This is a genomic window from Martinezella miluonensis (genome assembly GCF_900094545.1).
GTDB classification, from domain to species: domain Bacteria; phylum Pseudomonadota; class Alphaproteobacteria; order Rhizobiales; family Rhizobiaceae; genus Rhizobium; species Rhizobium miluonense.
Window position 1 is genome coordinate 73432 of record NZ_FMAH01000028.1, and the last position, 21995, is coordinate 95426.

Consider the following 21995-nt stretch of genomic DNA (forward strand, 5'->3'; position numbering starts at 1 on the left):
ACATGACAGCAGTCCCCACCCACCGCCTGATCGACACGAAGGTTCCGCGTTACACCAGTTATCCCACGGCACCGCATTTCCATGACAGCGTCACCTCAAGGACGGTCGCAGGCTGGATCGGCGCACTCGCTGCCGATGAGGCGATTTCCCTCTACCTGCATATTCCCTTCTGCGATCGGCTATGCTGGTTCTGTGCCTGTCATACGAAGCAGACTTTGCGGTACGGGCCTGTCAGCGATTATCTTGCGACCCTCCATAGCGAAATCATCTTGCTCGGCCGACACCTTTCCGGCCGAGGTATCGTGCGCGCAATCCATCTTGGCGGCGGGTCGCCGACCATGATCAGGCCTGACGATCTGCAAAGCTTGTTTGAGCAGCTGCATGCCAACCTCACCATTGCAGCAGACGCAAGCGTCAGCATCGAGATCGACCCGAACGACATGGACGAGGCACGGCTGGATGCTTTGGCCAGGGTTGGAACGACGCGGGCAAGCCTCGGTATTCAGGATTTCGATCCCCGCGTTCAGAAGGCGATCAACCGTGAGCAAGGTTTTGAGATAACGCGCGATATCGTCGACGGATTGAGGGCCCGCGGGGTCGGTTCTGTCAATCTCGACCTGCTCTACGGTTTGCCGTTTCAGACGGTAGCAACGCTTGGCAAAACTATCGACCTATCGCTGTCGTTGCAGCCGGATCGCGTCGCGATTTTCGGTTATGCTCATGTGCCCTGGTTCAAAAAGCATCAGACGATAATCGACGAGGCAGCCCTCCCCGATCCTGATTCGAGGCTCGAGCAGGCGCAGAGTGCCGCGGCGCTGATCAGGAAGGCCGGTTATCAACCAATCGGCATCGATCACTTCGCCCTGCCGACGGACAGCCTAGCGATGGCGGCGCGCGAAGGCCGTCTGACGAGAAACTTTCAAGGCTATACGGACGACCCTTGCGAAACGCTCATTGGTCTTGGCCCTTCGTCAATCAGCCGATTTCGCGAAGGCTACGCGCAAAACACTCCCTCGACCGGTGAGTATAGTCGTCTGATCGAAGCGGGCAGTCTTGCTATTGCCCGCGGGCTTTCGCTCTCTGGGGACGATAGACTGCGCGGCTGGGTCATCGAGCGCCTGATGTGCGACTTTGGCTTTTCCAGCATCGCCTTGCGCAACATGTTCGGCGAAAATGCGGAGCCAATCCTGCGCGAGGCGGCCATGCTTGCACAGGTATCGCCACATTTCGTCGCAAACGATGGCGGCTTCTCCATCAAACGGGAGAGCCGCCTGTTCGCGAGGTCTATCGCAGCCCACTTCGATAGGTACCTGAATACGGAGAAGGCACGGCATTCGGCGGCAATTTAATATCTTTCTATCGCCGCCATTCGGCGCCAACCGAAGATCGCTGCTGTTGTTTGAGTTAGCTAACTCGATGGCGGAGGATGCGCAGTGTCTAGTCGAGAAGATCTCGAAGCCGCTGCGCCAGCTCGCGGGCCGTATAGGGCTTCTTCAGCCATGTTCCGGATTGCGCGAGTTCTCGCCCGGCGATCGTTGGTTCCGCGTAGCCGGAGGTGAAGAGGATCTTGATTTCCGGCCTCGATGCGCGGACGGTGTTGGCAAGCTCGTCACCAGTCATGCCGCCGGGCATGACGATATCGGTAAAGAGCAGCGCGACATCAGGGTTTTCGTCCAGCCGGTCGAGCGCGTCCTTGCCATTGGCCGCCTCGACGACTTGATAACCGGCATCGACAAGCCTGGATACCGCGACCCGGCGCACGCGCGGATCATCCTCGACGACGAGAATTTTCTCCGACCCGCGGGGAATGATCTGATGGGCAGGATCGCCTAGTGGACTATCGCCGACGTCGGCATCTTGTCGTTGCGCGGCAGGGAGGAAAACGCGCACGCTCGTCCCCTGCCCTATTTCGCTGTAGAGCTGGACATGGCCGCCGGACTGCCTGGCAAAGCCATAGACCATGGAGAGGCCAAGACCGGTGCCGGCACCAAGGCCTTTCGTGGTGAAGAAAGGTTCGAAAGCGCGCTGCTTCGTGTCTGCCGACATGCCGTGGCCAGTGTCCGTCACCGCAATCAGGACGAATTCCCCCGTGCGAACCTGCGGATACATCTGTGCATAGTCGACATCGAGGTGAACACGCGAAATCTCGATCGAGAGCTTGCCGCCACGATCCATGGCATCGCGCGCATTGAGAACGAGGTTCAGCAGTGCATTCTGCAATTGCGACGCATCGACCAGCGCATTGTTTGCCGATCCCGAAACGATCGTACGAAACTCGACCGTCTCGCCCAGCGTCCGCCGCAGGAGATCGGAAAAGCCCGAAACGAGCTGGCCGACATCCACGAGTTTCGGATTAAGCGGTTGACGGCGCCCGAAGGCAAGCAGCTGTCCCGTCAGTTTTGCGCCGTCTTCAGCGGCGTCCTGTGCCTCGCGCAACAGCGGACGGAGCTTTTCGTCATGAAGCTTGTTCTCGATCATTTCGAGGTTGCCGCTGATGACCGTGAGCAGGTTGTTGAAGTCATGCGCCAGGCCCCCGGTCAGTTGCCCGATCGCTTCCATCTTCTGCGCCTGCCGCAGTTCTTCCTCGATCTTATGCCGGCTGGTCAGATCGCGGATGAAACCGGTGAAGATGCGCCCGCCCTTGGTGATCGCCTCGCCGACGGCAAGTTCCATGGGAAACAGCGACCCATCCTTGCGCTGCCCCGTCACCACCCGCCCGTAGCCGATGATGCGGCGCTCTCCAGTTGTCAGATAACGCGAGATATAGCCGTCATGCGCATCGCGATCGGGCTGCGGCATCAGCATCCTCACGTTTTTGCCGCACACCTCCGCAGCCGCATAGCCGAACAGTTTTTCCGCCGCGGCACTGAAGGACGAAATCGTCCCGACATCGTCGATGACGACCATGGATTCCGGCACAGTATCGAGAATCGAGCGCAGATGCGCCTCCCTCTCCGCAAGATCGTCCTGAGCTCTCTTCATGTCGCTCACATCATTGTTCGTCTGAATGATCAGCGTCTTGCCGTCAGCATCCGGTGCAACGCGCGCCCAACGTGTCGCAACAAAGAGTGAGCGGCCGTCTTTCCCGCGATGCACGACCTCGCCTTCCCACGCACCATCACGCCGGACGATGTTGCGGATTTCCTCGAGCGGCCTTGGGAAACGGGTCGACAGGAGCTCGTGAACAACGTGTCCAATGGCTTCCTCCGGTGACCAGCCGTAGAGAGCCTGGCAGCCGCCCGTCCAGTGGCTGATGATCCCGTCCAAGCCATGTACGATCAAATTGACTCCGTCGAGCAGGCGGGTGATTTCGTCCACTTTGTTTCCACCCAAAACGTTACTGACGGTCTTGCTGCTCATTGGCTCTCTTCATCTGCACCTAGAGCATTTTCGCTTTTCTTCGAATCGCGAAGGCGCTCCATTTTTCTGTTTTCACACATTCCGGACGGAAAACCCCTGCGCACTTTTCCTGGAATTACTCTAGTGGTGATTACCCGCAGCGTAAGAGATTTGGCTACGCTCGTCGCCATAATATTCATCATCGCCGGAAAGTTGAGCGAGCACACCATGCTTCATGACCCGCACCGCGTGGCGGCCGATCGAACAGATGATCCCTCGTTGGGTCAGCTTGGTCATCGTTCTGGAGACGGTCTCGATCGTCAGACCGAGATAGTCTGCAATGTCGAGCCTCGTCATCGGCAATTCGACAATGGCGATGTTTCCTCGAAGACCCGGCCCGCGCTGCACTTGCCTGAGCAGGAACGTGCACAGCCGCTCCTCCGCATTCTTTCGCGATAGCAGCACCATCTGATCCTGAGCGGCAGCCATTTCATCACAGAGGCGCGAGAATACCTCGGGCCGCAAGTCGGGGCACCTGGCAACCTCAGCCTCGAATGTCTTGCGCGAGAAGCGACGGATACGGGTGTCGACGATCGCCTCGGCGCTATAGAGATAATGGCTTTTCAAGGAAACGCCGACGATATCGCCGGCGTGCAAGAAGCCGGTGATGACGCGGCGTCCATCGGAAATGATCTTGAAGATGCGCAGGCTGCCCTCGACCACCTCGAAAAGGTGTTTTGCGGCATCGCCTTCGAAGAAGAGGGACTGGCCGGCGGCCAGACACTCGACGGGCTGCTTTCTGAAAAGTGCCTTCAGGCTGTCCGGCTCGGCGCCGAACAGCGCCGGGCTCGTGACTTCCTTGAGATGATGAACATTATTCGTCTGCAGCATGACCGTTCCTCTGAGCTGTCGATGGGAACAGATGACCTGTCGCAGGTGACACCAGGATGTTGCGCGTGTTAAAGACGGTGCTGTTTGGTAACAGTCTGTAACAACGGCGGTTTAGTACATTGATCGAATCGACGATGGCGGCGCTCCACCATCACGCGCATATCCTCGTCGTGGACGACGACCCCCGCATTCGCAAGATGTTGACGCGCTATTTCGAGGATGAAGGTTACATCGTTTCTTCCGCCGCGGACGGGAACGAGATGCGGGTGTGCATGCGCGCGCAAAACTTCGACGCCATTCTGCTCGATCTCGTCCTTCCGGGCAGCACGGACGGACTTGATCTTGCCCGCGAAATTCGCGCCCAGTCGGACGTGCCGATCATGATGCTCACAGGCCGTGATGATGTCGTCGACCGGATAGTCGGGTTGGAAGTCGGCGCAGACGACTACATCGCCAAGCCGTTTCACCTTCGTGAGGTCCACGCCCGCCTCAAATCGATCCTGCGCCGACGCCAGGCTCCCGCGCGGGTTTCGGAGCCGAGCGCCGAGGAGATCATCGGTTTCGAGGGATGGAGGCTGAACATTAGCCGACGTCAGGTACTGGACCCTGAGGGACAAGAGGTCGAATTGACGACGGGCGAATACGAAATGCTGACGGCATTCGTTCGCAATGCAGGACGCGTCCTCACGCGTGAAGTGCTCATGGATCTCACCAGAGGGCGCAACCTTGAAGCCTTTGATCGCACGATCGATGCCCAGATCGTGCGGCTGCGTCGCAAGATCGAAACGGATCCGAAGAAGCCGCAATTCATCAAGGCGGTGCGCGGGGTCGGCTATGTCTTCACCGCGAAGCTGGATCGAACAGCGCCTGCCGTCTGACTACGTCGGCCGGACTCCCAAGATCCATGCCCGTCAGCGGCGCCAGCTTTGATCGTAATCAAAGTGAAATCCCGCCGGAGCTCTATCCTCACCGCCAGTCGCCGGATCTCATCGGCAACGTCACCTTGAAGGAGTGAGCTCGACATGCTTGTCCACACGATCATGACATCCCCCGCCATAGCCGTTCGCCCCGAAACTTCCATCACGGATGCCGCCCAAACGATGCTTGACAATCATGTCAGCGGTCTTCCCGTGGTTGATGCGGAAGGCAAGCTGGTTGGTATCGTCAGCGAAGGCGACTTTATCAGGCGCAGCGAATTGCACACGGAACGCAAACGTTCGTGGCTGCTCGAGCTACTCACCAGTCCGGGAACGCTCGCTGCTGAATATGTATCGACTCACGGCCGCACGGTCGAAGACGTCATGACCTCCGATGTGGTCGCGGTAACCACCACAACCGACTTGCAGGACGTGGTCGAGCTTATGGAAAGGCACTATGTCAAACGCCTTCCCGTTGTCTCGCACGGCAAGCTCGTCGGCATCATCTCCCGATCGGATCTTCTAAAAGCTCTTGTCAATGCCCTTCCAACGCCGGTAACCGATAGCAGGGATCAGGAGATCGAAGCGGCGATCATAAATGAGCTTGCCTCGCAGGATTGGAGCCGGCGCGGCTCCATCCGCGTCAAGGTGGTCGACGGCGTCGCCGAACTCTCAGGGAGCATCATGGATGAAAGAGAGCGCCAGGCGGCAAAGGTTGCTGCCGAAAATGTCTCCGGCGTGCGTGCGGTCTTCGACAATCTCGTCTATATCGATCCCTACATCGGCGTTGGCATAGTCTAAGCGATTTCGCTTGGCACAAGACGGCGGCGCCCAACCCCACGGTGTCGCCCGTCCAGGCCTCGCCCGATGCCGGGTGCGCAGCTTTGTCTCGATGTCGTGAGTTCTCCTCGATGTCGTGGCCTTGTGTCGGGCGAGGCAGGAATTCACGCGAGATGGCGCTGGAAGCCACCGCATGCTGCAGGATGCGGCGTCGGCCGCCGCACAAATCCGGTCTTCACGATAAAAGCTTAGATCTTATGACGCCGAGCGATTAGCATTGCTCGTTGACGACGTTCCATCGAACTTGCAAAACGGCGGAAGCGGCGGGCCAGGATTGGCTGGCCAGCCTCGTCACAGCCCGAAGGCCTAGCGCGCCATCAGAATTGGCAGGTTGGTTTGCTGCAACATGGCGCGAGTGACGCCACCGAAAATTCTCTCCCGCACTCGAGAGTGACCGTGGCAACCCATAACGACCAGATCGGCATCCACATCGCCGGCGTGTTGCAGCAAGACATCATTGATGGGGCGCGAGCCGCTTGCCACGACGTCGACAGATACGTTGATCCCCTGACGAGCCAGGTAAGCCGCTATATCGGCGCCCGGCTCTTCGCCCTGAAGCCCCGAAAGGGCAACCGGATCAACCATGGTGACGTGCACACGCTCGGCCTTCTTCAAGACGTCGATCGCCTGATGAACCGCGCGGCCGGCTTCATGGCTGGAATCCCAGGCTATCAAAGCTGTCCTCGGCGGCCAGACGGGAGAGGCGCCTTTTGGAACCATCAGAGCCGGCGTCGGAGAGTGAAACAGCGCTCCGTCGACGGCAAATCCTCTGAGGTCCTCGTCCGACGTCATCTCGCTGCCGATCAAGGTGATGTCGGCATATAGCGCGCGTTGCCCAAGCAAGTCAGGCGCCCAGGGAAAATCGCAGAAGAACTCCTGGACCTCATGCGATATGCCGCTGGCGGCGAGTTCTGCCTTGACGGAAGCAACCCTTTCGCCGAGTTGCGTCAATTCCCGCTCCCGCTCGTTGATCCAGATACTGGCGGTGGAATCCCCATAGCCGCTGTAAGGGGGCATCGCGCCGAAACCGAGGACGAGCAGCACCAGGTGAGCGTTCGCCGTTTCGCAAAATGAAATCGCAGTCCGCAAGTCTTCGCGGCCATGCCTTGAAGACATGACACTCAGAACCGTTTCGTAAGACATTGATGTGGTCTCCTTGTCGCCGATGATTGCGGCCCAAACCTATGCCGCCGCCTCACCGCGACATTGATCAGCGTCAAGAACATCATTCCGCGATCTGCAAACATGCGTTGACGGATACGTCGCGCGTTCATCGAAGAATTTGACGCCGATCAATGTCGAGTTGGCCAATCCGTCGAATGATCGGGACATCCTCAACAGCCGCCATCGATCGGAGCGAATGCCATGCAGGCGAAAGACATCATGACAAAGAAGATCATATCGATCGACGGATGCGCCAATATTCGCCACGCAATCCGGCTGATGCTCGAGAATGAGATCAGCGGTCTCCCGGTGCTCGATCAGCTGGGAGGTGTCTGCGGCATGTTGACGGAGGGCGACCTTCTGGCTCGCTGCGAAATCGACTCCCTGAGCCAATCTTGCGCAGAGGTCGCAAAGGTCGACGGTGCACTGCTGAACTATATCAAGAGCAAGGCTTGGCGTGTCAGCGACGTCATGACGCCGAACATCATTGCCGTGACGCCGGATACACCGATTTCCATCGCAGCCAAGCTGATGGCATCTCACCGCATCAAACGCGTTCTCGTGCTCGACAAGGGTGAACTGGTTGGCTTGATCAGCCGACGTGATCTCCTGCGCGCCATAGCGTATGTGCCGCCGGACACCATCGCGCCGGGCGATGAGGCTCTCAAGCTGGCTGTCATTACGCGCCTGAGAACCGAACTGGGGCTCACGAGCGATCAGGTTCAAGTCGCCGTGCACAATGCCCGGGTTTGCATAACCGGGAACATCGATTCCGAATTGCAGCGCCAGGCAATCAGAGTGCTGATCGAACGTATCAGCGGCACGCGCGGCTATGTCGATGAATTGCATCTTGCGCCGCAGATTGCCTGAACGGCGACCATGGGGCCACGGCCGGTCGGCGGGCTGGCTATGCAAACGAAATTCCATGCAAACTAAGGAGAAAGTCATGTCCGAACAGAAATGGAATCTTGTCACGCGAGAGGGATTGCAGGTCTCGGTACGACCGGCCGGTATTGATGACGAGACGCTTCTGATGGAGCTCTTCGATCATGTCAGTCCGCAAGATCTTCGTTTTCGTTTCCTCTCGGCGATTAAACATGCTTCGCGCCGGCAGATTGCCGAACTGATCGGCGTCGGCCACGGCGCCGTGCAAAGCTATATCGCCTTTGCGCGGGACACCACGACGCCGATCGCGACGGCCGTCCTTGCCTGCGATGGCGAAAAGAGACGAGCCGAAACCGCCATTTCCGTGCGCAGCGACTTCAAGGGCCACGGCCTCGGCTGGGGGCTTCTGGGGTTGATGGTGCAGGAAGCTAAGCGTCACGGGATGGAAAAGATCGAGTCCATTGAAGACAGAAGCAATTATGACGCTGTAGAACTCGAACAGAATATGGGCTTCAAAATCAAGCCCTACCCTGATGATCCTAGCCTGTTGCTGCTATCGAAATCACTCATCGCATGAGGAACTCGCTGCGCCGCCATATCGGATCGATGCTGGCGGCCTGCTCTCAGGCGGGCGCGGTAGGCCCGAAGTCGCGGATCGACCGATCTCATGCTTCTATTCTAAAAGTTGCCACACTCTCGGCGTCGCGCCTGCAGCCAATTCAAGAGAGACATAAAATCCTCTGCATCGGCCCTGGTGAGCCCGATCAACTGAAGATCCATGATCGACGCTTGCTCGCCGGTCAGCGTGTTGTAGACCGCCCATGTCCTCTGTGAATCACGGAGAACGCGATAGAGGCCGTCGGCGTCCGCTTTGGTCAAAAATCCTACTCCAGGATAGATTACCAACCCTTCGAATTGATCAGATGGACTTGGCCATTGGCATTGATCTGGTCTGCGATGATCACGCTGCCCGCCACCTGCCCGTCCATCGGCAGCGACTGCGCCAGTACCGCCACTGAAGCCAGATGCACAGCAATTCGGGTTCTGTGGAAAAGTGCCATCCGCAAGGCACGTCGGGTCATTATGATTCTACCTGTTCATTCGCCACGCCGGGCCGATCGGTCAGCGCGTCCGCTCCAGACCGATCGCTACGCCTCCGCTTGCAGCTAACATTAAGACGGGTTCGACCATTTGTCTCCGTCCATTTTTGACAAGTGGCGTGATCGGCATTCGCGGCACATCATAGGCTGTGGGCAACCGGCGGGCCGAATGCCTATCAAGCAGGCATTTGCTCCGAACTCTACGGCGAGGAGAACTCGAACGCCCCGCATTTTCAATGCGTTCCATAGTGGCACGCCAATTGCTTGTGTCAAAGAGTTCAAGAAAGGGATATCAGGTGGGTTCGTTTCTGCCGTTTTTATGCATAGCCATCGGCTTCAGCTGGGCAGATTGCGCGTCCGTCTTCACGGTAAACCCAGAGACGTCGCGAGCCCGGCTCGCGCTGATGACGGCGTCGACAAGCATCTTCCTGTGTGCGATCGGCCTCTCCTTCGCGAACCATAGTCTCGCCGCCGGTTCGGCATTGGTGGCATGCGGATTGGCGATCGCTCTGACGCTAGGGAGAAATCCGTCTTCACCCGTGGCCCTGCTGATATCTACCGTCGGTTTCGCGGTTTATCTGCATGGCGTCATCGATTGAAGGTGGCGATGGTCCATTCCGAGCTGACAATTCTGGTCATCGATGAAAACGTCATTCGCGCCTCGATCATCGAGGAAGGGTTGCGTGACGCCGGGCATGGCAATGTCACCGTCATTCACGAAGTCAACGGCGTCGCCCGTATCATCGAGGCGTTGAAGCCGGATGTGATTGTCATCGATATTGAAAATCCGAACCGTGACATGATGGAGCACCTCTTCCAGCTCACGCGGACCGTCGGCAGGCCGATCGCCATGTTTGTCGATCGGTCGGACACCGCGCAGATCGAGGCCGCCATGGACGCGGGCGTTTCGGCATATGTGGTGGACGGCTTGAAGAAGGAGCGCGTCAAATCCATTCTGGACATGGCTGTGAGCCGCTTCAATGCCTTCTCCCGTCTTCAAAGAGAACTTGCCGAGGCCAAGTCTGCCCTGGAGGAACGCAAGATCGTCGAGCGGGCAAAGGGCATTCTGATGAAAATGCGCGGTCTGTCGGAGGAGGATGCTTTTGCCCTGCTGCGCCAAACCGCCATGAACGAAAAGAAAAAGATATCCGAAATCGCCCAAAGCGTGGTGACCGCAGCCGGGCTGCTGATGTGACCGCAACATCGGTAGAAAGGCGGAAACGAAAGATGACAATAATCGAACGATTCAGCGGCAGGCTAGCAGCCCCCGTCCGCGTCAACGGCAAAGAGCAAAAGATCTTGCGTGCCGGTTTCATCCCGCTCGTCGATGCGTCGGTCCTTATCGCCGCAGCCGAGTTTGGCTTTGCTGCAAAGGAAGGGCTGACGCTCGAACTGGCCAAGGATGTCTCCTGGGCCAATGTGCGCGACCGGCTGGCTTTTCGCCAGTTCGACATCGCCCACATGCTGTCGCCGATGCCGGTGGCTTCAATGCTTGGCCTTGGCTCCAATCCTTCATCAACGATAACGCCCTTTTCGCTTGGTCGCGGCGGCAGTGCGATCACCCTCTCGGTGAGGCTGTTCGATCGCATGCGCGGCTATGCAGACCTCGCGGAAAAAGCCAGTGCGCTCGAAAACTCCAGAGCTCTGGCAAAAGCGCTTGCGCACATGAGAGAGCGCGGCGAAACGCCACCGACCTTCGGCATGACCTATCCGTTTTCCTCCCACAATTACGAGTTTCGCTATTGGCTTGCGGCAGGCGGGATCGATCCCGACCGCGATGTGAAACTCGTCGTCGTGCCGCCACCACTGACCTCCGATGCGCTCGCGGCCGGCGCCATCGATGGCTTCTGCGTCGGAGCGCCTTGGAACATGGTCGCATCCGAACGCGGCGTCGGCCGCATCGTAGCCGCCAAGCAGGACATATGGCCCTCAGCTCCGGAAAAGGTGATCGGCATGCGCCCGGAATGGGCCGAGAGCCATCCCGAAACCGTTTCGCGGCTCATCGTCGCCCTGGACGCGGCAGCGCGCTGGTGCGACCTGGCGGAAAATCACGACTGCCTTGCCGAAGCGCTCGCCGATCAGCGCTATATCGCAGCTCCCGCCCACATTATCCGCCATGTCCTGGCCGGCGAATTCAACCTGGACGCCAGGGGCAATCGGCGGGTGATCGACCGATATTTCTCTTTTCATCGTGGCTTTGCCAACTATCCCCGTCCGAGCCAAGCCCTGTGGATCTTCAGCCAGATGGTACGCTGGGGGCAGATCGCCCTGTCCGAGCGGAACATGAAAATGGCAGCCTCTGCCTATCGTCCGGACCTCTACCGGCTGGCGCTTGGCGACGACGCCTCGCCTGATGATGCCGATATCCGTATAGAGGGCGATACGGACGGTGATCGCTTCATGGACGATCAGGTTTTCGATCCCGCAAACATGGCCGCCTACATCGGTGGATTCGCCGTGAAGACGGCGCCTGCGGCGCAGCCTTCGGCCGAGGATATTTAGCGCCCGGGTGCAGATCAGTCGAACCCCGGCACCACCGTCTGCTCCTGCTTCTCTGTTGGATTCAACCAGATCGTCGCGGTCGCGTCTCCAAGCCAGCGACGGGTAATCATCGACGGAGCCAGTCTGGGCGGCGCCGAGCTTCCAACCCTCAGCCAGATGACAGTTCTTCTACACCGGTCAGGCGCAACCAGAGTTGGCGCGAAGGACCGCAGGTTCTGAGTCACTTCTTCTCCGTCAGACTAAAGTCCAATTTGCGACAGGACCTTAGTCTGACAACACATTCTTTGGTCCTATTGCCATGGATTGCTCCGACCTTTGCGCCAGTTGTTTCCCGCGATGGAAGCGGCGGGATATCCGACCGCTGTCGCAATGCATGCGGAGAAGTCGATGAGCATGAACAGCGTCCTTGAAAGCGGCACCCTCGCCCGGGCGCTTGCCGATGCTTCCGCCGGCGACGGCATCATCGAGTTCGCTGGCCTCATCGCCAAGGGTGGCAATGACTTTGGAACCTAAGCGAAGTGCCACGGTTGCGGTGGTCGTGCCGATGTTCAACGCCGAACGAACGATCGGCGCAACCTTGGCCAGCATCTGCCAACAGACACATCAGGCGCTTGACATCATCATTGTCGATGATGGCTCGTCGGATCGATCGCTATCAATCGCAACCGAATATGCGAAGCAGGATCCCCGAATCCGGATCCTTCGGCAGGCCAACAGCGGCGTTGCTGCGGCACGCAACAATGGTGCGGCTGCGACCGATGCGGAATTTCTGGCATTCATCGATGCCGACGATCTCTGGGCTCCGTCGAAGATCGCCCTTCAGTGGCAAGCTCTTGACGAGGGTGGGCCGTCGGTTGGATTGGCGTATTGCTGGTACGCGCTCATCGACGAGCATAGCCGCGTATTTTCGCTCCATAATCGGCCGAACCACGAAGGACATGTGCTTCAACGCATGTGCAGAAACAATTTCGTCGGGAACGGCAGTTCGATGCTCATGCGTCGTTCCGCATTCGAGGAAGCCGGGCAGTTCGACCCGTCCTTGAGGGCCCGCAACGCCCAGGGCTGCGAGGATCTACTGATCTGTCTCAGAATTGCGGAGAGCTACGAATTCCGCGTCATACAGCAACATCTGGTCGGCTATCGCATGACGAACACGAACATGTCGAGTGACGTCAAGCGGATGCTCTCCTCGTGCGAAATCGTCCTTGCCGAGTATCGCAGGAAATATCCTCAATATGGCAGCGACCTCGACGCCCATTTGGTCGACATGATTCACTGGCTCGTCGTGAGAGCGTTTGTCAGCGGTCGATTTTTCGACGGCTGTGATCTGTTGGGGCGATTTTTGGCGTTGGAGCCACGCCTGGCGATTTCCAGCCTGCCCAACATGCTGGACGTGTATTGCCGCGCCAGGCTGGTTCCCGATTGGCTCAAGGCCCGTTTAAGGGGGTTGCGAAGAAACGCGGAGTTGCGGCCCCTTTATACGGAGACGATCCAGTGACGTCGGGCAGTTCCCTCCTCACGCGGCTGCGGCGGCTTTTCCGCCTGGCAGAGGCACCAACTTGGGCTGGACCAACCATCATCGGGCTCGGCCTCGCCGCGGCGGTCCTCGAGGGTGCTGGGCTCTTTCTTTTCATTCCTCTCATCCAGAGCCTGGGTGCTGCTGCGACGCAGGAGGGGGAATGGCAGCGAATTTTCGACCGTCTTCTGGCGCCTGTTCCACAGGGCCATCTGACGGCCTTCCTGGTGGGTGTGCTGTGTGTCAGCATCCTCCTCAAGAATGCCGTCCATCTCGTCAATACCTGGGTGACCCGGTATGTCGACGGTCTCGTTGCGCATCGGCTGAGAGCAAGGGTCTTCGACCAGACGATCAGCTCGTGCATCGACTACAGGGTGGAAAACAGACGCTCTGATATCATCACGACAATTGCCAACAACACCTGGAAGGTCAGTCAGGCGTTGAGCCTCGCTTATCGTTTGATGATCTGCTTCTGCACCTTCATCGTCTTCATGCTGCTGATGCTCCTGATTTCCGTCCGGCTGACGTTTTTCTCTATGATGTTCCTTCTCTTCGGAGCCATGGCCATTCGCCTGGCCACGCGCCGCGCAGACGAGACCGGCAAGGCCGTTGTCGAAGAAAACAAGCAGTTCGGTTTGAGGATGTGGGAGAGCATCAACGCGTTGCAATTGATCCGCGCTTTCGCCCAGGAAAACTATGAACGCGATCGCTTCCGGAAGACCTCCGACAATGTGCGTCGACGCCTCCTGAAGCTCGATATGCTATGGGCAACGCCCGGGCCTATCTCGGAAATCTCGATCACAATTCTGATCGGCGTGCTGGTTCTCGTCGCTCAATCCGTGGGCTTGGGCATTGCTGCGCTGGCCGCGTTTCTCTCGCTGCTATACCGTCTTCAAGGCCCAACCCGGGAACTGCTGCAGTCGAAGATCGCGCTCGACGGGCTCGCCGGCAGCATCGACGACGTCGAAGACTTCCTCCGCGCGACAGAGAGGCCTTTTCTCCCGGAGGGGCATGTGCAGGCGCCCGCCTTCAGAAAGGCCGTCGAATTCCGCAATGTCTCCTTCCGCTACGCGCCCGGCCAGCCACTGGCGCTGGAGGACGTCTCCTTCAGTATTCCCGCAGGCAAGACCACTGCGATCGTCGGGGAGTCGGGGGCAGGAAAATCCACAGTGATGGCGCTGCTCTTTCGCTTCATGGATCCGACTTCAGGCGAGATCCTCGCGGATGGTGCCCCCCTCCCAGAATTCGATCTTCGCAGCTGGCGCAAGCGCCTGTCGTTGATGTCGCAGGAGGTCCATCTCTTCAATGACACGATTTCAGCCAATATCGCCTATGGTGATCTGGGGGCCAGCGCGGCCGAGATAGGCAGGGCCGCCGAAATCGCCAAGGCGGACGATTTCATCCGGCTGCTTCCGGATGGCTACGGGACACGGATCGGCGACCAGGGAATGCGTCTTTCGGGCGGGCAAAGGCAGCGCGTAGCGCTCGCCCGAACGATCCTTCGAAATCCCGATATTCTGCTCCTGGATGAGGCGACCAACGCGCTCGACGCCGAAACCGAACAGGCGTTTCAGCTCGCGCTCGACGAGTACTCGCATAACCGTACCGTTGTCGTGATCGCTCACCGGCTCTCGACCGTTCTGGCGGCCGATCAGATCATCGTGATGACAAAGGGTCGAGTGGTCGAGGCCGGTTCCCCGGATGAACTCTTCAAACGGCAGGGACATTTTTCCAGGCTCCACGAATTTCAGCACGGCCGCCGCGATGGCCGGGAGTTGGGTGATGAGTTACAAGCTTATTGATATCGAGTTGTCGGAGCCCTTGACGCCGATCGAACTCTCGACCGAACAGACCGGTGTCGGCTTGATCGCGCGATGGCGAGGCCGGCTGATCGCATTTGAAATGATCGAGCGGCCAGCCGGATCGACGCTGTCGGTCGAAAGCCTGAAAGCTCTTGCCGACGAGCGCTTTGCGGAGCGCATTCTCGTTGTAAAGCTCGAAGAGGAGCTGAGGACACGGCTGCCGACGAAGGACGCGCCGCTGCCGAACCTCAGCATCGCCATCTGCACCAAAGACCGCGCCCAACGTCTTTCCCGGTTGCTGCGCTCGCTCGATCGGGTCCGGGCTGGCGCCGCCTTCCAGTTCGTTGAAATCATCGTGGTCGATAATGCTTCGGTGGATACGTCCACGCGCGAGGCCGTCGAAAGTTTCCCGGATATCCGCTACGTTTTCGAACCGAAGGCTGGACTGGATTTTGCCCGAAACGCCGCCCTTCATGGAGCCCGGGGCGATATCATTGCCTATCTGGATGATGACGTCGTGGTGGACCGCAATTGGCTTGCGGGTCTTGCCAAGGCGTGCCGCGACAATCCCGGCGTCGGCGGCTTCACGGGCCTCGTACTGCCGTTTCGGCTCGATACACAGGCGCAGATCTTCTTCGAGCGACGTGGAGGGTTTGGCCGCGGCTTTGCCCGAAGGGAGTTTCATAAGGCTCGCTTTGACAACCCGCTCCATCCCGTCGGGGCCGGCGTTCTCGGCGCCGGCTGCAACATGGCCTTTGACCGCGCGTTGCTGATCGAGCTTGGCGGTTTCGACGAGGCGCTCGATACGGGAGCACCACTACCCGGAGGCGGCGATCTCGATATTTTTTACCGCGTTCTGCGCTCCGGACGCCCGATGATCTATGAGCCGGAATATGCCGTTTATCACGAGCATCGCGAAACCATTCCACAGCTCAGACGGCAATACTGGACCTGGGGTCTCGGCATGATGGCCTTTCTCGTCAAAAGCTATCGCACCGACGATGAAATGCGAGCGCGTCATCGCGCCATGGTCCGGTGGTGGTTCTTCGACCAGCTGAAGGCACTTGCTCGCGCCGCACGCCGGCTTCGCGGCCATGACCTGCGTTTCGGCATAGCGGAGCTGTGGGGCGGAATCTACGGCCTTGCCGGCGAGTATGATCGCTCACGCGCCCGCATCAGGTCGATCCGGGAGCGCAATCCATGACTACGGAACGTTTTGAGGTCAGGCATGTCGATCTTGCAGCTGCCGATAGCGGCAGCGATCGCGAGCCCGCATTGTCGATCTTCTGGTGGAAAGACCTGCCGCTTGGAGCGCGAGCCTCTCTGGAGGACGAGCTACCTTACGGGACCTCTCAGTTGCGCCAGCTGACCGCCGAATATGCGGCTGCCCAGTTGGAAGCGCGCAGCATCGGGCTAGGCGCACCGTTGCGAGCCTCCTATGAAGGATGGCCAAAGCCTGCGCTCTCGCTGGAGGCCGCGCTTGAAGCGGAAAATCTGGTGGAAGCCCTCGAAGCGTTCGCAACCCCATCCTCCGCTCCGGCACATAATATCTCCGTGGTCATCTGCACCCGCGACCGAGGTCCGGCTCTGAGCAAATGCCTAAGCAGCCTGGCAGCACAACGCAGCGCTCCCGGTGAGGTCGTCATCGTCGACAATTCCCAAGACGGGAATGCTAGGGATGTCTGCGGGCAATTCCCCGATTTTCGCTATGTCCATGAGCCCCACGCCGGCTTGAGCCGGGCCAGAAACACCGGTGTTCAGACAAGCCGGTTTGATATCATCGCCTTTACCGACGACGACGTCGAAGCCCATCCGGGCTGGACGGCAGAGATCGCGCGTGCCTTTGCGGAACGGGACGTTGAGGCGTTCACCGGTCTTGTGCTGCCGGCGCGTCTCGATACGGCCGCGCAATGCTGCTTTCAGTTCACCATGGGCGGGTTTGGCTCCACCTTCGTACCACTCGTCTTTGACGGGCGCTTCTTTGAAGAGACGCGGCCAAGCGGAGCGCATGTCTGGAAGATCGGCGCCGGTGCCAACATGGCCTTTCGGCGATCGGTATTCGAGCGGGTCGGCCTGTTCGATGAACGTCTCGGCGCAGGAGCGGCAGGATGCTCCGAAGACTCCGAGCTTTGGTACCGACTGCTGGCGGCCGGCGGAGCATGCCTCTACGAACCCCGGGCAGTCGTCTTCCACCACCACCGCAGCGACTGGCCCGGCCTCAAGCGGCAGATCAGAGCCTACATGAAGGGCCATGTCGCGGCTCTGGTGACGCAGCGCGATAATTTCGGCGATCGCGGAAACATCGTGCGCATCGGCAAGCAACTGCCGGTCTATTTCGCCAAAACCTTCGTCAAGGCGCTTTTGGAAGGGCCGCCCGGCAGGCTCGGAATTTTGGCGGCCGAAGTACAGGGCTGGCTCGCCGGCCTGCAGTTTCTCCTGCGCTTCGGCTGGAGAATGCGGCGAACCCCGATGGGGGCTGCCGCGACTGCTGAAAAAGGAATACCGCGATGATCAAGAAAGCAACACTTGGCCAGTTTCTATCCAGGAACCCGTATCCGAACGGATTGACGGATGGTCTGTTCTATCGCGAAAAGATGCGCGCCATCCATCGGGTCGCCCCGGCCGAGACTGGAGGCGCCGGACGGGTGTTGGAAATCGGCGGCGGCCGCAGCGGCCTTGCCAGCATCCTCTATCCAAAAGCCGAGATCGTCACGCTCGACATCGACCCGGAGCTGGGCGACCATCAGCCTTCCTGGGCGAGATCGACCTTCATTTGCGGCGACGCCTGTTCGCTGCCGATGGATGACGACAGTTTTGACATCGTCACCATGTTCGATGTGCTGGAGCACATCGAGGATGATCGCCGCGCCGCCCAGGAGGCATTGCGGGTCGTGCGGCCGGGCGGCTATGTCCTGATCTCCACCCCTGAGGTCAACTGGCATTACCCCTATTTCAGCGTCATGAAACGCCATTGTCCGCATGAAAGCGAGCTGATGCGCGAGTGGGGTCACGTCAGGCGGGGATACAGGGATCCGGAACTTGCAGCACTTTTCGAAAGGCGCCCGGAAAAGCGGGCTACATTCATCAACGCCGCCACTGCTTTCTTCCATGACGTCTCGTTTTCCCGCCTCGGGCGGCGTCGCCGCAAGGTACTCTATGCGCTGGCGGCGCCCGTGACCTTCCTCGGTTACTTAATGCACCGGCCGTCCACGCGTGGCACCGAGACGGCCTTTGCTTGGCGCAAATGACGGGCCACTCGACGCCAAAAGTGATCGCCCTCTTCCCGTGGGGCGACGTGATTGAAGAGTTTCTTGAGCCGATTGGGCTTGAGCTCAGTGATTTTGTCGAGCGGATGACAGGAGGTTGGCTATTTGGCTATGCGGCCGCGCTGGGTTCGGTAGGCTACAAGCCAATTATCGTCTGCGCATCCGAGCGGGTGACCAAGATTGAGTGCTACGAGCATCCCGGCACAGGCACACCGATCTGGGTCGCGCCGGCAAGGCGGTCCCGTCAAGGCCATTCTCCTGCCGCCTATAGCCTGCGGCGCTGGTCTGCAACGCCGGTTTCAGCCTTCCGCGAGATTCTTTCCCGCTCCAAATGCGATCTGCTGCTCGCCCAGGAATATGAATATACGCGCTTCGACGCGCTGGCATGGCTGGCGCGCGGCTTAAACGTTCCTCTCTATGCCACCTTTCAGGGAGGCGACCGCACGCTGTCCTGGATCGAGGCCGTAGCGAGGCAGCTTTCCCTGCGCGCGTGCCGCGGCCTGATCGTCGCTTCCTCCGCAGAGCGCAGCCGCCTTGCCAAGACCTATCCGCGCATTGCCCCAAATATTGCGGATATTCCAAATCCCCTCGATACCCGGGAATGGCAGGCGACGGATCGTGGCGAGGCGCGAACCAGTCTCGGCCTGCCGCAGGATTGCTTCATCGTCCTCAATCACGGGCGCATCGACATCCGCCGCAAGGGGCTCGATGTTCTACTGGAGGCTTGGGCACGCTTCGCCGACAATCCTGCCAGCCAATTGGTGATCATTGGTTCGGGCCAGGACAGCGAGGCGTTTGCAAAGCTGCTTCGTGAAAGCGGCCCGTCGAATGTGCAATGGCTTTCCAGCTACACGACGGACCGGACATTGATCCGGCGCTGGCTGTCGGCAGCGGACATCTATGTCACGGCTTCCCGTGTCGAGGGCATGCCGGTTGCGCCATTGGAAGCCATGGCCTGTGGTCTTCCCGTCATCGCTTCGGATGCGCAAGGCTTGCCGGATATTTTAGCCGACGGCGAAGCCTCGGGCGGCCTGATGGTAAGACAGGAGCAGCCGGAGGAAATTGTGCGCGCCCTGGTAAGATTGAAAGACGACAACTCGCTTCGAGCGCGGCTTGGCGCGGCCGCCAGAAGGCGGGTGACGGAAAAGTTCTCGATCGAAGCGGTTGGCGCCGCTCTCGATGATTTTCTGACGGCGACAAGTAGGTAAGCATCACATCCGGCTGCGATACCAGGCAAGCGCCGTGTCGATGATCCTGTCGATGCTGGAATGTCTGGGCACCCATCCAAGCTCCGCTTCTGCCTTGCCGGCCGCAGCGACGAGCGCCGGTGGATCGCCGGCTCTGCGGGGACCATAGGCAACGGGAAGGCTTTGCCCGGAAATGCGGCCGACGGCATCGACCAATTCCTTCACAGTCGTTCCGTTGCCGGTACCGAGGTTGTAGACATGCACTCCCTCATCCCGCAACAGCTTCTCTCCGCCAAGGACATGAGCCTGCGCGAGATCGCTGACGTGGATATAGTCACGGACGGCGGTGCCGTCGCGCGTGTCAAAGTCGGTGCCGTTGATGGTAAAGGTCTGGCCCGATCTGATCGCCGCTTCTATAGCGAGCGGAACGACATGTGTCTCGGGCTCGTGCCGTTCACCGATCTCGCCTTCGGGGTCGCAGCCGGCTGCATTGAAATATCGCAGCATCACCGCATTGAGACCGCGGGCACGCGAGAAATCTTCCACTATGCGTTCGATCATGAATTTCGACCATCCATAGGGGTTGATCGGCCACTGCGGATGGGTCTCGTCGATCGGCGTACGCACCGGAATTCCATAGGAAGCGCAGGTGCTTGAAAAGATCAGCCTGTTGACACCGGCCTTCAGCATTTCCTCAATGAGCACCAAGGTCCCGAAACTATTGTTCCGGTAATAGAGTTCAGGGTATTCGACGGATTCGCCGACATAGGCATAAGCGGCGAAATGGGCCACGACATCGGGGCGGTACTGGCGCAGCGCTGCCGTGACTGCCCCGGCGTCGGCAATATCCCCCTCGACCAGCGGCCCCCATTTCACGGCGTCGCGCCAGCCGCGGGAGAGATTGTCGTAGGTGACGACCGACCACCCTGCCTCGGCGAACGCTTTGCAGCAATGCGAGCCGATATAACCGGCTCCCCCTGTGACGAGAACGATCTTCATTCGGCGGCGATCGCCTGCGAACGGCCAGACGCCAGCAGGCTCTCAAAGTAAGCGATTGTTCTACCAAGTCCGGCCCGCAACTGAACCTTCGGCGTCCAGCCGAGCTCTCGCGTCGCGACCCCAATGTCCGGTTGCCTTTGCCTGGGATCATCGGCAGGCAGGGGCAGATATTTTACCGTCGACCGGCTTCCGGTCAGCTCTATGACGAGATTGGCAAGCTCCAGCATCGTAAACTCCGCCGGATTGCCAAGATTAATCGGCCCCGTCACCTCGTCCTTTGTTCCCATCAGCCGCACCAGGCCGTCGATGAGGTCGTCGACATAGCAGAACGAGCGTGTCTGCTGGCCGCTGCCATAAACCGTTATCGGCTTGTTCTGAAGCGCCTGCACGATGAAGTTGGAAATGACCCGGCCGTCATCCGGACGCATCCTTGGACCATAGGTGTTGAAGATGCGCGCCACCTTGATTTGGAGTCTATGCTGGCGCCAGTAATCGAAGAACAGGGTCTCGGCGCAACGCTTGCCCTCGTCATAGCAAGAGCGCGGCCCTATCGGGTTCACCCGGCCCCAATAACTCTCCTGTTGAGGATGAATCTCGGGATCTCCATAGACTTCGGAGGTCGAGGCCTGAAGGATCTTGGCGCCGACCCGTTTGGCGAGGCCCAGCATATTGATCGCACCGTGGACGCTGGTCTTGGTCGTCTGTACCGGATCGAACTGGTAGTGAACCGGGCTCGCCGGACAAGCGAGATTATAAATCTCATCGACCTCCACATAGAGGGGAAAGGTGATGTCGTGGCGGATGATTTCAAAGGATCTGTTGTCCAGCAGATGCGAGACGTTGGTTTTACGTCCCGTAAAAAAGTTATCGACGCAAATAACCTCGTGTTTTTCCTTCAAAAGTCGTTCGCACAGAAATGAGCCGAGGAAACCTGCACCGCCAGTAACCAGAATTCGCTTTGTTTGCTGCATCCCGATTATCCCGCAGCCACTGGGGTGACGCCGTGGCCGCCGGAAGCCAAAACAAGCGTCGGGGCGAAGATGCCGCTTTTGAAGATGCCGTTCATGTTCATCGAACTTCTCCGTATGCGTTTCAAAGGCGGCCGGATATCCCGCCGCTTCCATCGCCGGAAAAAACTGGCGCAGCGGTCTGAGCAATCCATGGCAATAGGACCAAAGATTGTTTCTTAGGACTAAGGTCGAGCCGTGAATTGGACTTTGGTCTGATGACGAATGAAGAGCCCTAGCATTACAGTTGCATTTTTATGCATAGCCTGAATCTATATGTCTCCATGATTCGGAGGTCATGGATGACAGGAGCATCGATAGAGACGACGCTGGAGCTTTGGGCGTCTTCGTTACGAGATGTGAAAGCGCGAATGCGGCCGCTGTTCACACAGGAGCGGGTGGCGAATTCAGCGAGCCAATTTCTGGACGGTTTGCTGGGAGAAGAGCGACGCAAGACGGGTTGGATGCGGGCGGAGGCAGTCGGCGATCCCGGCCCTTGGCGGCAACAGGCTATTTTAGGGCGTGGTCATTGGGACGCGGATGCCTTGCGCGATATCGTGCGCGACTACGCCCTTGAGAC

Annotated in this window: 22 protein-coding genes and 1 pseudogene; 16 read left to right on the forward strand and 7 right to left on the reverse strand. The window is 59.1% G+C overall.

The genetic code is table 11. The annotated features are described in order from the left end of the window. Positions 1 to 2: 2 nt before the first annotated feature. Positions 3 to 1349, forward strand: a complete 1347-nt coding sequence (gene hemN, locus GA0061102_RS20970; protein ID WP_092852829.1) for an oxygen-independent coproporphyrinogen III oxidase — start codon at positions 3 to 5, stop codon at positions 1347 to 1349. 88 nt (positions 1350 to 1437) lie between these two features. Here the strand turns inward: hemN and GA0061102_RS20975 are convergent, their stop codons facing one another. Both GA0061102_RS20975 and GA0061102_RS20980 read right to left on the reverse strand, forming a co-directional pair. Next, positions 1438 to 3360, reverse strand: coding sequence for a hybrid sensor histidine kinase/response regulator (locus tag GA0061102_RS20975; protein ID WP_092852831.1), 1923 nt, complete (start codon positions 3358 to 3360; stop codon positions 1438 to 1440). A 120-nt stretch (positions 3361 to 3480) separates the two neighbouring features. Beyond that, positions 3481 to 4230 carry a Crp/Fnr family transcriptional regulator gene (locus GA0061102_RS20980; RefSeq protein WP_092852833.1) on the reverse strand — a complete coding sequence of 250 codons (750 nt, stop codon included), beginning with the start codon at positions 4228 to 4230 and terminating at the stop codon, positions 3481 to 3483. 134 nt (positions 4231 to 4364) lie between these two features. Here GA0061102_RS20980 and GA0061102_RS20985 point away from each other — a divergent pair, with 134 nt between their 5' ends. Both GA0061102_RS20985 and GA0061102_RS20990 read left to right on the forward strand, forming a co-directional pair. Then, positions 4365 to 5108 (forward strand): response regulator, encoded by a 744-nt coding sequence (locus tag GA0061102_RS20985; RefSeq protein ID WP_092852876.1) that lies wholly within the window; start codon positions 4365 to 4367, stop codon positions 5106 to 5108. 144 nt (positions 5109 to 5252) lie between these two features. Further along, positions 5253 to 5948, forward strand: a complete 696-nt coding sequence (locus tag GA0061102_RS20990) for a CBS domain-containing protein (RefSeq protein WP_092852835.1) — start codon at positions 5253 to 5255, stop codon at positions 5946 to 5948. A gap of 345 nt (positions 5949 to 6293) precedes the next feature. Here the strand turns inward: GA0061102_RS20990 and GA0061102_RS20995 are convergent, their stop codons facing one another. Then, entirely contained in the window at positions 6294 to 7130 is an 837-nt protein-coding gene (locus GA0061102_RS20995) for a universal stress protein (protein WP_092852837.1), read from the reverse strand. 240 nt (positions 7131 to 7370) lie between these two features. On the opposite strand from GA0061102_RS20995, the gene GA0061102_RS21000 reads away from it, so the two are divergent. Then, a complete protein-coding gene (locus GA0061102_RS21000; protein WP_159432190.1) occupies positions 7371 to 8021 on the forward strand; it encodes a CBS domain-containing protein in 651 nt (216 codons plus the stop codon). Further along, on the forward strand, positions 8002 to 8613 hold the full coding sequence (locus tag GA0061102_RS21005; RefSeq protein ID WP_159432191.1) for a GNAT family N-acetyltransferase: 612 nt from the start codon (positions 8002 to 8004) through the stop codon (positions 8611 to 8613). The genes GA0061102_RS21000 and GA0061102_RS21005 overlap by 20 nt, the downstream gene beginning before the upstream one ends. 101 nt (positions 8614 to 8714) lie before the next feature. Here GA0061102_RS21005 and GA0061102_RS21010 read toward each other — a convergent pair whose 3' ends face one another. Beyond that, entirely contained in the window at positions 8715 to 8915 is a 201-nt protein-coding gene (locus tag GA0061102_RS21010; protein ID WP_092852840.1) for a hypothetical protein, read from the reverse strand. 20 nt (positions 8916 to 8935) lie between these two features. Further along, positions 8936 to 9118 carry a hypothetical protein gene (locus GA0061102_RS32670; protein WP_139115084.1) on the reverse strand — a complete coding sequence of 61 codons (183 nt, stop codon included), beginning with the start codon at positions 9116 to 9118 and terminating at the stop codon, positions 8936 to 8938. 314 nt (positions 9119 to 9432) lie between these two features. Here GA0061102_RS32670 and GA0061102_RS32675 point away from each other — a divergent pair, with 314 nt between their 5' ends. The 10 genes from GA0061102_RS32675 (at position 9433) to GA0061102_RS21050 (ending at position 19430) form a co-directional block, all read left to right on the forward strand. Continuing rightward, on the forward strand, positions 9433 to 9735 hold the full coding sequence (locus GA0061102_RS32675; protein WP_139115085.1) for a hypothetical protein: 303 nt from the start codon (positions 9433 to 9435) through the stop codon (positions 9733 to 9735). Between the two features lie 8 nt (positions 9736 to 9743). Further along, a complete protein-coding gene (locus GA0061102_RS21015; RefSeq protein ID WP_092852842.1) occupies positions 9744 to 10331 on the forward strand; it encodes an ANTAR domain-containing response regulator in 588 nt (195 codons plus the stop codon). A 32-nt stretch (positions 10332 to 10363) separates the two neighbouring features. Continuing rightward, positions 10364 to 11638, forward strand: a complete 1275-nt coding sequence (locus tag GA0061102_RS21020) for a CmpA/NrtA family ABC transporter substrate-binding protein (protein ID WP_092852844.1) — start codon at positions 10364 to 10366, stop codon at positions 11636 to 11638. A gap of 387 nt (positions 11639 to 12025) precedes the next feature. Continuing rightward, positions 12026 to 12151, forward strand: coding sequence for a hypothetical protein (locus tag GA0061102_RS33900; protein WP_280949836.1), 126 nt, complete (start codon positions 12026 to 12028; stop codon positions 12149 to 12151). Next, the gene (locus tag GA0061102_RS21025; RefSeq protein ID WP_245298092.1) at positions 12135 to 13136 is read left to right on the forward strand and encodes a glycosyltransferase family 2 protein; all 1002 of its coding nucleotides are present in this window, start codon (positions 12135 to 12137) and stop codon (positions 13134 to 13136) included. The genes GA0061102_RS33900 and GA0061102_RS21025 overlap by 17 nt, the downstream gene beginning before the upstream one ends. Continuing rightward, positions 13133 to 14956, forward strand: coding sequence for an ABC transporter ATP-binding protein (locus tag GA0061102_RS21030; RefSeq protein WP_092852848.1), 1824 nt, complete (start codon positions 13133 to 13135; stop codon positions 14954 to 14956). The genes GA0061102_RS21025 and GA0061102_RS21030 overlap by 4 nt, the downstream gene beginning before the upstream one ends. Continuing rightward, positions 14937 to 16160 carry a glycosyltransferase family 2 protein gene (locus GA0061102_RS21035; RefSeq protein ID WP_092852850.1) on the forward strand — a complete coding sequence of 408 codons (1224 nt, stop codon included), beginning with the start codon at positions 14937 to 14939 and terminating at the stop codon, positions 16158 to 16160. Before GA0061102_RS21030 ends, GA0061102_RS21035 begins: the two co-directional genes overlap by 20 nt. Next, the gene (locus GA0061102_RS21040; protein ID WP_092852852.1) at positions 16157 to 17467 is read left to right on the forward strand and encodes a glycosyltransferase family 2 protein; all 1311 of its coding nucleotides are present in this window, start codon (positions 16157 to 16159) and stop codon (positions 17465 to 17467) included. Before GA0061102_RS21035 ends, GA0061102_RS21040 begins: the two co-directional genes overlap by 4 nt. Next, on the forward strand, positions 17464 to 18204 hold the full coding sequence (locus tag GA0061102_RS21045; protein ID WP_092852854.1) for a class I SAM-dependent methyltransferase: 741 nt from the start codon (positions 17464 to 17466) through the stop codon (positions 18202 to 18204). Before GA0061102_RS21040 ends, GA0061102_RS21045 begins: the two co-directional genes overlap by 4 nt. Then, complete coding sequence (locus GA0061102_RS21050; protein ID WP_092852856.1) at positions 18201 to 19430, forward strand: glycosyltransferase family 4 protein; 1230 nt, start codon at positions 18201 to 18203, stop codon at positions 19428 to 19430. Before GA0061102_RS21045 ends, GA0061102_RS21050 begins: the two co-directional genes overlap by 4 nt. A 3-nt stretch (positions 19431 to 19433) precedes the next feature. Here GA0061102_RS21050 and galE read toward each other — a convergent pair whose 3' ends face one another. Both galE and GA0061102_RS21060 read right to left on the reverse strand, forming a co-directional pair. Beyond that, the gene (galE, locus tag GA0061102_RS21055; RefSeq protein ID WP_092852858.1) at positions 19434 to 20408 is read right to left on the reverse strand and encodes a UDP-glucose 4-epimerase GalE; all 975 of its coding nucleotides are present in this window, start codon (positions 20406 to 20408) and stop codon (positions 19434 to 19436) included. Then, entirely contained in the window at positions 20405 to 21379 is a 975-nt protein-coding gene (locus GA0061102_RS21060; protein ID WP_092852860.1) for a UDP-glucuronic acid decarboxylase family protein, read from the reverse strand. Before GA0061102_RS21060 ends, galE begins: the two co-directional genes overlap by 4 nt. Positions 21380 to 21699: 320 nt before the next feature. On the opposite strand from GA0061102_RS21060, the pseudogene GA0061102_RS21065 reads away from it, so the two are divergent. Then, positions 21700 to 21995: pseudogene (locus tag GA0061102_RS21065) on the forward strand (IS701 family transposase); the annotation flags it as partial.

Coding starts and splice junctions, on each gene's coding strand:
- GA0061102_RS21050 (WP_092852856.1), top strand. CDS start 18,201: ATGACGGGCCACTCGACGCCAAAAGTGATCGCCCTCTTCCCGTGGGGC.
- GA0061102_RS21035 (WP_092852850.1), top strand. CDS start 14,937: ATGAGTTACAAGCTTATTGATATCGAGTTGTCGGAGCCCTTGACGCCG.
- galE (WP_092852858.1), bottom strand. CDS start 20,408: ATGAAGATCGTTCTCGTCACAGGGGGAGCCGGTTATATCGGCTCGCAT.
- hemN (WP_092852829.1), top strand. CDS start 3: ATGACAGCAGTCCCCACCCACCGCCTGATCGACACGAAGGTTCCGCGT.
- GA0061102_RS20995 (WP_092852837.1), bottom strand. CDS start 7,130: ATGTCTTACGAAACGGTTCTGAGTGTCATGTCTTCAAGGCATGGCCGC.
- GA0061102_RS20985 (WP_092852876.1), top strand. CDS start 4,365: ATGGCGGCGCTCCACCATCACGCGCATATCCTCGTCGTGGACGACGAC.
- GA0061102_RS21020 (WP_092852844.1), top strand. CDS start 10,364: ATGACAATAATCGAACGATTCAGCGGCAGGCTAGCAGCCCCCGTCCGC.
- GA0061102_RS32670 (WP_139115084.1), bottom strand. CDS start 9,118: ATGACCCGACGTGCCTTGCGGATGGCACTTTTCCACAGAACCCGAATT.
- GA0061102_RS21025 (WP_245298092.1), top strand. CDS start 12,135: ATGACTTTGGAACCTAAGCGAAGTGCCACGGTTGCGGTGGTCGTGCCG.
- GA0061102_RS33900 (WP_280949836.1), top strand. CDS start 12,026: ATGAGCATGAACAGCGTCCTTGAAAGCGGCACCCTCGCCCGGGCGCTT.
- GA0061102_RS21015 (WP_092852842.1), top strand. CDS start 9,744: ATGGTCCATTCCGAGCTGACAATTCTGGTCATCGATGAAAACGTCATT.
- GA0061102_RS21060 (WP_092852860.1), bottom strand. CDS start 21,379: ATGCAGCAAACAAAGCGAATTCTGGTTACTGGCGGTGCAGGTTTCCTC.
- GA0061102_RS20975 (WP_092852831.1), bottom strand. CDS start 3,360: ATGAGCAGCAAGACCGTCAGTAACGTTTTGGGTGGAAACAAAGTGGAC.
- GA0061102_RS20980 (WP_092852833.1), bottom strand. CDS start 4,230: ATGCTGCAGACGAATAATGTTCATCATCTCAAGGAAGTCACGAGCCCG.
- GA0061102_RS21000 (WP_159432190.1), top strand. CDS start 7,371: ATGACAAAGAAGATCATATCGATCGACGGATGCGCCAATATTCGCCAC.
- GA0061102_RS21045 (WP_092852854.1), top strand. CDS start 17,464: ATGATCAAGAAAGCAACACTTGGCCAGTTTCTATCCAGGAACCCGTAT.
- GA0061102_RS20990 (WP_092852835.1), top strand. CDS start 5,253: ATGCTTGTCCACACGATCATGACATCCCCCGCCATAGCCGTTCGCCCC.
- GA0061102_RS21040 (WP_092852852.1), top strand. CDS start 16,157: ATGACTACGGAACGTTTTGAGGTCAGGCATGTCGATCTTGCAGCTGCC.